Origin of the sequence: Psychroflexus gondwanensis ACAM 44, assembly GCF_000355905.1 — a bacterium.
Taxonomy (GTDB): Bacteria; Bacteroidota; Bacteroidia; order Flavobacteriales; family Flavobacteriaceae; genus Psychroflexus; species Psychroflexus gondwanensis.
The window spans coordinates 1-10529 of sequence record NZ_APLF01000028.1; the positions used below are offsets into that span (position 1 = coordinate 1).

The window sequence follows — 10529 nt, forward strand, 5'->3', positions numbered from 1 at the left end:
TTTGACGAGGAATCTTTAGCTTTTCGATAGACCTAGATTCTTCAGTTGCCGAAAAGGCTCCTTCAGAATGACACTTTCGAAATGTCATTCCGACAGAGAAGTTTTTTTTGCTTTGACGAGGAATCTTTTGTCTCTAAGATATACTTTTGGCTTTCCGACAGTTAAGATTCTTCAGTCGCGAAAGGCTCCTTCAGAATGACATATTCGAAATGTCATTTCGACAGAGAAGCTCTTTTACTTTTTGAACTTTCAGATTTCTACTTTTGGAAATCATGCTTACTCAATCAAACTTATTCTGCGTAAGATTTTCAAATTTTTTTTTTAATATCCTGAAATAGGATTTTTAGTCCTACTACTTAAATCGTAGCATAGACTCTAGAATGTCATTGATTTGTTTTCTTTTTTGTCTCGATACGGGTACCTCATCATCATTGCGCATAATTAAACTACCACCATCTTGTTTTAAAATACTTTTCACATAGTTTGGATTTACCAAATGCGATTGATGTACTCTTAAAAAACCATGCTCCGCAAGAATTTCATCTATTTCTTTTAGTGTACGGCTAATGAGAATTTTGTTGCTATTTTCAAAAAACACGTTGGTATAGTTATTATCAGATTGGCAGCGTACAATAGTTGCAATCTCAACAATATGGTATCCTACCCCTGTGGGAAGTGCTAGTTTTAAACGATCTTTGGTTGTGTTTTTTAGGTTTTTTTGGAACAATTCCCATTGCTCTTGACTTGTTTTTTTTCTTCTTTTTTCCCAACTAGAAAGTGCTCTTACGATATTTTTCTCACTAATTGGTTTTAATAAATAGTTGATGGCGCTGTATTGAAAGGCTTTAATGGCATATTGGTCATAAGCGGTGGTAAATATGATGTCAAAATCTACGGGTAATAATTTATCCAATAATGCAAAACCATTTAAATGCGGCATTTCAATGTCTAGAAATAGTAAGTCTGGTGGATTGTTTTGTATGTATTCCAATCCATGTTTTGGATTTGTGAAAATGCCTAAAATGATGTAATCAGAATGGACTTTTCTAATGAGATTTTCCAACACATTGGCGCAATGTATTTCGTCGTCTATTATGATTATATTCGTCATGATTCAATTGTTATATGTCAATGTTATTCGTGTTCCTTGAGGTATACCTTCTTCTTCAATATCTAAAATAGTCAATAGCACTTTAGTATCGTTGGTATGATTATACAACGATAAGCGTTCTTTAGTAATATCGGTACCCATAGATTTGTGCATTTTCTCGGTTTTACCACTGGCGATTCGTCCTATGCCATTGTCTTCTATGATAATTTTCAAATTTTGACTCGTATCAAAACTTATATTCAGCCATTTTTCAGGTTTTTCGCTAGGATTGAGACCATGCCAAATAGCGTTTTCCACAAAAGGTTGTAGCAACAGTGGCGGAATAGTATATTGAGACAGATCTTCTCTAGAGGGTGCTTTTATGCTATAATTGAAACTATCCCCAATACGGTTTTTTTCCAAGGATAGATAAAGTTCTAAAATCTCTAATTCTTCCTCTAAAGTAATTATATTCTTGGCACTATTTTGAAGTATACTACGGAGTAATTCTGAAAAATCATCTAAATATACTACTGCATTATCAATACGTGATTTCATTATTAAATTTTTGAGCGCATTGAGAGTATTAAATATAAAATGAGGATTCATCTGGGATTGCAAGGCCAGCATCTCCATATCTTGAATTCGTCTTGTAAAGCTGCTTTTTATTTCCGCCTCTTTCTGTTTTTCTATTTCGGAATACAGCTGGATCAATTCATCAGTTTTTTCATTCACTTTTTTATCTAGCTCAACATTCATATTTTCTTGTAAAACTCTGTTTTGTTGTAATTGGTCAATTAATTTTTCATTCATAAGTTCTTTATCTTTTTGAAGTAAGAAAATATTTTCTCCAATGGCAATTGAGAAACAAAAAACTTCTCCCAAAAGGCCTATTTGAAAAATAATATTGAGAGCATATGGAAAATTGAAAATGCTATCAGGCTCCAAAAATCTTTCTGTATACGCTAGGTAGAATGATAAGACGGAACCAATAAAAAACAACGTTTGACCTACAACGAAATATTTAAGAAGCGGATGTCTTACTTCATAAAGTATCCATATAATCAGAATAAAGTTGAGTGGTAAGACAATAAACCGAATAATTGAAAAAATTGATACTCCAATGTCCACATGTATAAAATAATAATTGAAAATAGCATGGGCAACGGCATAAACAAAACAGAATATTCCAAAGTAGTAAAGTACTTTCGAAAGAATCTTATAGCGTTTATGTATTTCCAATAAATGTAAAATGAAGAATATGTAGAACCCCACGAACGTAAACTGGACAGAATCAAATATAGGTCTTGAAAGACTAGGTACATAAAGAAAAAAGTTCGCTACACTTGCAGATGTGGTACTCAAAACCAAAAGTGCATACACAATTTGAAAGAACAAATACCCTAGATAATAAAAATAAAGGCGCTGCTGCAAACGCATCCAGAAGACCAACACAAAAATAAAAATACAGCTGAGGGTTATCAAGTAGAAATAAATGAACCCTACAGACTTTGCCTCTGATTTTAAGGCGTTGTATACAAAGTCCAAATAGTTAATCCTAGAATAAAGAATAGGAGGATTTGGATTTGAGAAGTAATAATCGTTAGCCAGTTTTATGAAGCATACAGACTTTTGCGAGGGTGGAAGCACAATCTCTGTAAAGTAACTTTCTGTCTTATTATCACGGTCACTCAAAGAAACTAAATGTCCGTTTTTGAGATGTTCGGTTCCTAGTTCACTTTTTATATAGATATCGATGTATTGATCTTTGGTGAAAATGTGTGTGCTGATCGTATCTTCAGTAGTATTTTCAAGATTAAATCGCAACCAAACTGCAAGATCCTTGGTAGTTGTATAGGTTGAGTCATAAGGCTGCCATTGATTATTTTGCTTAATATCTTGATAGGGGACTTCTCGACTGATTCGCAATGCCTCAACTTCACTATGGTTCACTAATGCCTTTGTAGTTGTAATGGAATCTGCTAGTATTTGGGCAGGTAGCGAGTAGATTACAACTATAAAAAAAATAAAAGTAAAAGTGTTTTTTTCATAATTGACTAAAGTACAAATTCATTTTGTGTGGAATATTATTATTTAGAATTTGGATGCTTTCAGTTAGTATTGAGCAAGATAGGATGTTTTTGCCAAATTCTAAATGATACCTGTCAAATTCTAATTATGGGTTTTGATGTAAGGTATTGATTGCTATGTTTGTTTCGAACAATTCAAAATAAACACCATGAAAACGAAGTGTTTACTAATTTTTTTAACTGTCTTTTTTACAACGACCCACACATCCAATGCTCAGTTCTGGAAAAAGCTCCAAAAAAAAGTAGAAAAAAGAGTTGAAGAGGTTATAATTAATAAAACAGAAGACAAAGCCTCCGAACAATCAGGAAAAATAATGGAAGAGATATTAAATCCCGATTTCCAAAAAAATAGCCCTATTGCAATCGGTGAAGAGAAAGGAAATATTGATGATATCCCTGAAAGCTATGAATTTACATGGTCTTATGAACTTACAATAGTTCCTGAAAAAGCTAAAGAATCATTAAAACTCACTTACCATTTGAAAGAAGATGCCGATTATTTTGGTACAAAAATGGAATTATCAATGCCCATGCTTATAGTTTTTGATGTTGGTTTAAACAGCACGATCATGTTTATGAATCAAGACGGCAATAAAAGGGTGATGGTAAATAAAATACCTAATGCCTATAAGAATATAGATACTGAGTCCAGTTCTAATGTTGAAGACTACACGATGACTAAGATCGGAGGAAAAGAGATTTTAGGGTATTCTTGCCAAGGTTACGTTTTCGAAAATTCTGTGCATAAATTTACGACCTACATAACTTTTGAAGTACCGGTAAGTTTTACAAATGTTTTTGGTAATAGTGAAAAAATGCCTCAGGAATTTAAAGATGAGTGGTTAATACAGGACGGAAAAAATGGATTGATGATGGAAATGCAAATGGAAGATAAAAATAAAGCCAAGAACACTATGAAAATGTATTGTACAGGACTAGAGGAAGAATCTTTGGTAATAAACATATCTGAATATAAAAGCTTTTAAGCAAGGTGATTACAAAATTAAGTTCAGTTTTGAAAGGAATATTCCCCTCAGAAGGGAAAGCCTAAATTCAGCTTTTTTAAATTTGAAACTACAGTGAAACTCAATGGGAAACCATAAAAAGTATAGAACGATAGCCAATGCCTTATATTCTTGGTGACATGTGGTTACCTGCTGAAGCCTATGATTTTATAAAAATACTTGCGCTTTATCAACAAAAAGGAATGGCTTATAGAGAAAATACCAGAACAATACCAAAGGGAGAATATGAGATTATTTTGGTAGCAACTCCTGTGAAAACTAAAGGATAAATTACAATAGAATTAATCATGTTTAACTTAAAATAATAAAAATGAAAACAATTAAATTAGTATCGATGCTGGCGTTTACCTTTTTTATGATGAATGTCAATGCACAAGGACAAGGAGAGACTGTTGCTGGGTTAGAAGAAAAAGCTTTACTTGGAAAATTTGTAGATCATAATATGACCTCTTTTGTAATTATTGCAAGTGAGGATTTACAGAGAATCCAAAATATACTTTTACATGAAGATTATTTGGAAAATGAAAAAGAAATTAAAGGAAAACTCAAAGGGACACAACCCTATTTTGCTTTAATGACAAACAAAGGAAGATACGATCTCAAAAATATGAAATTTGAAAAGGGAACTATTCTTACGATGTATACACGAAAATATTCAGGAGATGTCCTTATACCAAAGAATATGTTCTTTCCTAGCGACATTTTTAAAGGAAAGGAAACGATTAGAGTTGGAAATTCTAAAGCAACAGTTAGCTTAAAAACAAAAGGCGAAGTTTCTCTTATTTTCATGTAAGATGTAACGAGTAATAATCAATTATATAACACTAAATGAAAGCATATAGAAAATTAATAATTGTAGCAATTGGGATACTCGTAATTTCTGCCTGCAAAAACGAAACGATAGACAAAATCAAAAAAGCTAAAAATGATATTAGTAATGTTTCAAGTATTGTAAGCAATGCTAAGGAGGCGCAAGAAGAGTCTTTAAAACTGAAAGAGATCACCCCAATGACCAATGATGAATTGAAAACTTGGTTACCCGAAAATATTGAAAACCTTAGCCGTACGGGATTTAAAGTGGGTAAAACCGGTTATATGAATGTGGCTTCGATTGAAGGAACCTTTAAAGCAGAAGACGGGCATGAACTAAAAGTAGAGGTCATTGACGGAGCAGGGGAGATGGGTAGTGTCTTAATGACAGGAATAGGTATGGCCAGTAAAATGGAAGTAGAGGAGGAGAATGAAAGTAAACACCTTAAAACAGTTACAGAAAATGGGATAAAAGCCAAACAAACTTATTATAAAAAAAGAGGGGATACAGATCTTCAATTCATTTACGGAAAACGATATATCGTTATGATATTGGCTAGAAACACAAAACCTGAAAAAGCTTGGGAGTTTGTAGAACAGTTGAATTTAGAAAACCTAATAAAATAATTAAAACAATGGAAAATAAGGAAAATATAACCGATCATACCATATCATCAAACAGTTCAGTAAATAAAGAAGCCAAGAATATTGCCATTATTTCTTATATCACTATTGTTGGACTTATTATTGCCTTTGTAATGAACTCTGATAAGAAGCATGAATTTTCTTCTTATCACATACATCAATCATTGGGACTTGGCTTAACATCTTTAGCAATTGGATTCATTGGAATAATCCCTATTATTGGATGGATTATCAACATTTTGGGCGTCTTTGTGCTACTCTATATGTGGATCATGGGTTTGGTAAACGCAACAAACGAAAAGCAAAAGCCAATTCCAATTTTTGGAAAAAAATATGAAGAGTGGTTTAAGAATGTATAGTTGAAGGTATCTTCAAACAAACATAATATTATTTTTGACTTATTCGTTTTGATTAAAGTCTTCTGATCCTAAATAAAAGTTAGAAAATATGAACCTTATCAATAGATTCAAAATTGTGAAACTGAGAACTTTAATCCTAATTTTCAGTAAATACTAAGTTGTATATGAGAATATTCTAGCGATAGAAGTTTCTAAGTAAGGCCTCTTTTAAATTTAAAAGAGGCCTTTTTATTTGGATTAAGACTCATCGAATATATTCATTAGAGGCTTCTAGAGAATATATGCTCAAGATAGAATACATCTCTTAATTAAATTATGAAAAAGGCATGTCGTTTTGCTCACTAAAAGTCTCACAAATCTCAAACTAAATAGAGTTTATACCCTTAAGAAGAAAGCCAAACCACACCGTAAATAAAAATAAAAGTCCATTGAACGGTGCGTATCCAATTTCCTTTGGTTAACCTCCCAGCTGATGACTTTAGGTCTCTATTGGCTTCGATATTATGATGTAAGGGTACAAAATATAAAAATGTGCTTATCCAGGTTGAGATCACTAAAATTTAATATACCAAATGGGCTATTTAAAAATCTAAAACGCACAAATACAGCGCTATTACCATTTTAAGGGCTAGTAAGTAGAGATCAAATAGTTAATCCTTGAATAAAGAATAGGAGGATTTGGATTTGATAAGTAATAATCGTTAGCCATTTTTATGAAGCAAACAAACGTTTGCGAGGGTTGAAGTACAATCTCTGTTCTCTGTAGAGTAACTTTCTGTCTTATTATCACGGTCACTCAAAGAAACTAAATGTCCGTTTTTAAGATGTTCGGTCCCTAGTTCACTTATTATATAGATATCGATGTATTGATCTTTGGTGAAAATGTGTGTGCTGATCGTATTTTCAGTAGTATTTTCAAGATTAAATCGCAACCAAACTGCAAGATCCTTGGTAGTTGTATAGGTTGAGTCATAAGGCTGCCATTGTTTATTTTGCTTAATATCTTGATAGGGGACCTCTCGACTAATTCGCAATGCCTCAACTTCACTATGGTTCACTAATGCCTTTGTAGTTGTAATGGAATCTGCGAGTATTTGGGCAGGTAGCGAGTAGATTACAACTATAAAAAAAAATAAAAGTAAAAGCGTTTTTTTCATAATCGACTAAAGTACAGATTCATTTTGTGTGGACTATTATTATTTAGAATTTGGATGCTTTCAGTTAGTATTCAGCAAGATAGGATGTTTTTGCCAAATTCTAAATGATACCTGTCAAATTCTAATTATGGGTTTTGATGTAAGGTATTGAGTGCTATTTTTATGCTAAACCATTTTAAATAAACACCATGAAAACGAAGTGTTTACTTATTTTTTTAACTGTTTTTCTTACTACGGCCCACATATCCAATGCTCAATTTTTTAAAAAACTCAAAAAGAGGGTTGAGGAAAAAGTTGAAAATGCCATTGTTGAAAAAACTACAGACAAAGCTGCAGAAAAGGCTTCAAAGACTATGGATGATATGCTAGATGTTAATCCCTTTGTTAGTCCAGGAGCAATGAAAGGTAATCCTGAATTAATAGCCGATACTTACGAGTTTTCTTGGAAATATTCCTTAAAAATAACCACCAAAGAGGGCGACATGGTATTCGATTATTATCTAGAGCCAGACTCATCCTATTTTGGATTTACGACGTCCGCTACTGGTGCGACAGGTATGTTCACAGTTATGGATACTGGGCAAGAGGTAATGGCTATGTTTATAAAAAATGATAAGAATAACACAGGTATGGTGAGCTCAATGCCAAGCGGTGTAGACTTGAAAGAGGAAGAAAACGGAACGGCAAAATTTACGTTCGAGCAATTGCCAGATAAAACTATAAATGGGTATCGCTGCAAAGGTATTAAAGGTATTAGTGAGGACTACGAAATGGTCATGTACCTAACTGACGAGACTGAAGTGAGTTTTAGTGATATCTACAAAAAAGGAACTGCTAAAATACCTGTTGAGTTAGAGGATTATTTCAGTCCAGATGATAAAGCCTTAATGATTACGATGGACATGAAAAGCTTGAAAAACAACAAACAGGATATGACAATGGAATGTGTGGGTCTCGAAAAAGAAAGCAAAACTATCAAAAAGTCTGATTATAAATTTATGTAGAGGTGAAATAATCATTATCGAACCTATCACAAGTGAGAAAATTTGGATATAAAGCGATGTTAAATCAATTCATTTTTTCAATGATCTACTTTATTAAAAATACCATTAGAAACTTAATTAATAACTTAAATATATATCTTATGAAAACTTTAAAAATTACAATTTTATTCGGCTTACTGAGTTTGTTCAGTTTTTCCCAAACGGTACATACCGTCGACAATCGAGACCAATCTGGAGGACAATTTACAGATTTACAGGCAGCCGTTGATGCTGCAAGTCCAGGAGATATTATACAGGTGCTCCCATCACCAGATTCTTACGGCAATATTGACGTGACAGAGACACTAACAATAATGGGCTTGGGGCACAATCCTGCCAACACCAATGGCGAAGTTGCCAAGATTCAAAATATTAGTTTAAAGGGAAACTCGGCTGGGTCAGAGATTAAAGGATTGCGAATATCAAGAATTGATGCCGGTACCGCAAGCAATAGTGTGAACCTAGATGACATGCATATTATCAATAATAGAATAACGAGCTATGTTTCAGGATCTACGACAGACAATTTAAGTGATGGTTGGATTGTTGAAGGCAACTATTTTTCTAGTACTTCAACCAATATTGTACCAGAAACCGGCACTGATGATTGGCAAATGAAAAACAACTATATGAGAGGTTTTTTCACCAAGGCTGGCAATACATCTATCATTACCAATAATATCATGTTGACTTCGTCAAACTCCCATATATTTTTTTATAACTGTGATAACCCATTGGTCAATAACAATATATTCATCTCAACTGGTAACCTAACCGAAATAGGAGTGAACAATTCCACCATTGTCTTTGATTATAACATTACTTATAGTACTGCCTTGACCATTGATCCCTTACCTGGCTCCAATAACTTGGACAATACAAACCCCATGTTCGCTGATGTGGCATTTACCTTTAACGAAATACCAGATTTTTATACTAGTGACTTTGATTTAGCAGCAGGTTCCCCAGGAATAAATGCTGGCAGTGATGGCACAGATATCGGTATTTTTGGCAACAATTTTTTATTTGATCCCAACGGAAGGCCTAACCTTACACCCTATCCAGAAAGTATCACAATTACCAATAGTGTTGTTGCTCCAGGACAAACACTTAACGTGAACTTTACAGCTACTCAAAAACAATAAATATGAAACGTATTTTACTATTAATAATTTTAAATATTGGGCTTGTTTTTAATGGCTGGAGCCAAATTACAGAAGCCGAATATTTTATAGATACAGATCCTGGTGTGGGTAATGCAACGAATTTAACGCTTGGCGCAGGCAACGACATCAATGAGAATTTCAACATCCCAACCGCTGGTTTAAGCAATGGATTACATGTGCTACACATACGGGTGAAGGGTACGAGCGATGTTTGGAGCTTGTATTATCGCGATTATTTTTATATCCTCACTATAGAAGTGCCAGAAACAGGTTCAAACTTGAGTGCCGCCGAATATTTTATAGATACAGATCCAGGTGTTGGTAATGCCAATACATTATCCATTACCTCTGGGCAAACAATCGATAATACCTTCAGCATTCCAACCAGTGGAATTGCAAATGGCCTGCACGTTCTACATATACGTGTTCAGGATCTAGACGGTAACTGGAGTTTATACTACAGGGATTATTTCTATATTCACACCGTTAACAATTTTGTATCCACACCAATTACAGGAGCCGAATACTTTTTCGATACCGATCCAGGTGTTGGCAATGGCACTTCAATTGCGATTACCGAAGGTTTTTCGATTGATGAAACCTTGGCGATCCCAGTTCCAGAGGATATGGCAGATGGAAACCATTATCTATACCTACGTGTAAAAAGTATGGATGATAATTGGTCTACCTATATATTTGCGCTTTTTAATGTAGATAGTACTTTGTCTATAGGTGATATCAATGATCTAGACTTCAAGGTATTCCCTAATCCTACAAACACATCTTTGAATATCCAATTCAATAAAGATTTAGACTATTCATTACAACTGTTTGATGTTCATGGAAAGGAATTACTCCGCACAAACACCGATGGATTGAACACTCGATTGGATTTTTCAAATTATCCTAAGGGAATGTATTTACTTCATGTGATTGAGCAAAAGTCTGCCAAACGAACCACAGTTAAGGTTATAAAATCATAGCCTTAAAAATTTGGTTCATAATTCTGAAGGTGACCAACTGAGTAATGAAATTGCACACTTATTTTAAAAGTGTTTTTAAAATAAACTGAAGAAAACTTGCAATTTAAAAGAGGCTATCTGAAAAGGTAGCCTCTTTGTCATTCCGCCAGAGAAGCTTTTTA

General features: G+C 33.7%; 11 protein-coding genes. 8 read left to right on the forward strand and 3 right to left on the reverse strand.

What is annotated here, in order from left to right:
- Positions 1 to 352: 352 nt before the first annotated feature.
- Positions 353 to 1111, reverse strand: a complete 759-nt coding sequence (locus PGOND44_RS14450; protein ID WP_003445291.1) for a LytR/AlgR family response regulator transcription factor — start codon at positions 1109 to 1111, stop codon at positions 353 to 355.
- A gap of 3 nt (positions 1112 to 1114) precedes the next feature.
- The gene (locus PGOND44_RS14455; RefSeq protein ID WP_003445293.1) at positions 1115 to 3043 is read right to left on the reverse strand and encodes a histidine kinase; all 1929 of its coding nucleotides are present in this window, start codon (positions 3041 to 3043) and stop codon (positions 1115 to 1117) included.
- Between the two features lie 286 nt (positions 3044 to 3329).
- Here PGOND44_RS14455 and PGOND44_RS14460 point away from each other — a divergent pair, with 286 nt between their 5' ends.
- From PGOND44_RS14460 to PGOND44_RS14475, 5 genes are all read left to right on the forward strand, one after another.
- Positions 3330 to 4166 (forward strand): DUF4412 domain-containing protein, encoded by an 837-nt coding sequence (locus tag PGOND44_RS14460; RefSeq protein ID WP_003445296.1) that lies wholly within the window; start codon positions 3330 to 3332, stop codon positions 4164 to 4166.
- Between the two features lie 137 nt (positions 4167 to 4303).
- A complete protein-coding gene (locus tag PGOND44_RS15640; protein WP_155943855.1) occupies positions 4304 to 4474 on the forward strand; it encodes a hypothetical protein in 171 nt (56 codons plus the stop codon).
- Between the two features lie 41 nt (positions 4475 to 4515).
- Complete coding sequence (locus PGOND44_RS14465; RefSeq protein ID WP_003445299.1) at positions 4516 to 4998, forward strand: hypothetical protein; 483 nt, start codon at positions 4516 to 4518, stop codon at positions 4996 to 4998.
- 35 nt (positions 4999 to 5033) lie between these two features.
- The gene (locus PGOND44_RS14470) at positions 5034 to 5642 is read left to right on the forward strand and encodes a hypothetical protein (protein WP_003445302.1); all 609 of its coding nucleotides are present in this window, start codon (positions 5034 to 5036) and stop codon (positions 5640 to 5642) included.
- An 8-nt stretch (positions 5643 to 5650) separates the two neighbouring features.
- The gene (locus tag PGOND44_RS14475; RefSeq protein ID WP_003445305.1) at positions 5651 to 6019 is read left to right on the forward strand and encodes a DUF4870 domain-containing protein; all 369 of its coding nucleotides are present in this window, start codon (positions 5651 to 5653) and stop codon (positions 6017 to 6019) included.
- A gap of 701 nt (positions 6020 to 6720) precedes the next feature.
- Here the strand turns inward: PGOND44_RS14475 and PGOND44_RS14480 are convergent.
- On the reverse strand, positions 6721 to 7176 hold the full coding sequence (locus PGOND44_RS14480; RefSeq protein ID WP_003445309.1) for a hypothetical protein: 456 nt from the start codon (positions 7174 to 7176) through the stop codon (positions 6721 to 6723).
- A gap of 188 nt (positions 7177 to 7364) precedes the next feature.
- Here PGOND44_RS14480 and PGOND44_RS14485 point away from each other — a divergent pair, with 188 nt between their 5' ends.
- The 3 genes from PGOND44_RS14485 to PGOND44_RS14495 all read left to right on the forward strand — a co-directional run bounded on the left by PGOND44_RS14485 (position 7365) and on the right by PGOND44_RS14495 (position 10368).
- Complete coding sequence (locus PGOND44_RS14485; protein WP_003445312.1) at positions 7365 to 8180, forward strand: DUF4412 domain-containing protein; 816 nt, start codon at positions 7365 to 7367, stop codon at positions 8178 to 8180.
- 140 nt (positions 8181 to 8320) lie between these two features.
- On the forward strand, positions 8321 to 9364 hold the full coding sequence (locus PGOND44_RS14490; RefSeq protein WP_155943856.1) for a right-handed parallel beta-helix repeat-containing protein: 1044 nt from the start codon (positions 8321 to 8323) through the stop codon (positions 9362 to 9364).
- A gap of 2 nt (positions 9365 to 9366) precedes the next feature.
- Positions 9367 to 10368 (forward strand): T9SS type A sorting domain-containing protein, encoded by a 1002-nt coding sequence (locus tag PGOND44_RS14495; RefSeq protein WP_003445320.1) that lies wholly within the window; start codon positions 9367 to 9369, stop codon positions 10366 to 10368.
- Positions 10369 to 10529 lie beyond the last annotated feature (161 nt).

Coding starts and splice junctions, on each gene's coding strand:
- PGOND44_RS14450 (WP_003445291.1), bottom strand. CDS start 1,111: ATGACGAATATAATCATAATAGACGACGAAATACATTGCGCCAATGTG.
- PGOND44_RS14460 (WP_003445296.1), top strand. CDS start 3,330: ATGAAAACGAAGTGTTTACTAATTTTTTTAACTGTCTTTTTTACAACG.
- PGOND44_RS15640 (WP_155943855.1), top strand. CDS start 4,304: ATGCCTTATATTCTTGGTGACATGTGGTTACCTGCTGAAGCCTATGAT.
- PGOND44_RS14465 (WP_003445299.1), top strand. CDS start 4,516: ATGAAAACAATTAAATTAGTATCGATGCTGGCGTTTACCTTTTTTATG.
- PGOND44_RS14470 (WP_003445302.1), top strand. CDS start 5,034: ATGAAAGCATATAGAAAATTAATAATTGTAGCAATTGGGATACTCGTA.
- PGOND44_RS14475 (WP_003445305.1), top strand. CDS start 5,651: ATGGAAAATAAGGAAAATATAACCGATCATACCATATCATCAAACAGT.
- PGOND44_RS14480 (WP_003445309.1), bottom strand. CDS start 7,176: ATGAAAAAAACGCTTTTACTTTTATTTTTTTTTATAGTTGTAATCTAC.
- PGOND44_RS14485 (WP_003445312.1), top strand. CDS start 7,365: ATGAAAACGAAGTGTTTACTTATTTTTTTAACTGTTTTTCTTACTACG.
- PGOND44_RS14490 (WP_155943856.1), top strand. CDS start 8,321: ATGAAAACTTTAAAAATTACAATTTTATTCGGCTTACTGAGTTTGTTC.
- PGOND44_RS14495 (WP_003445320.1), top strand. CDS start 9,367: ATGAAACGTATTTTACTATTAATAATTTTAAATATTGGGCTTGTTTTT.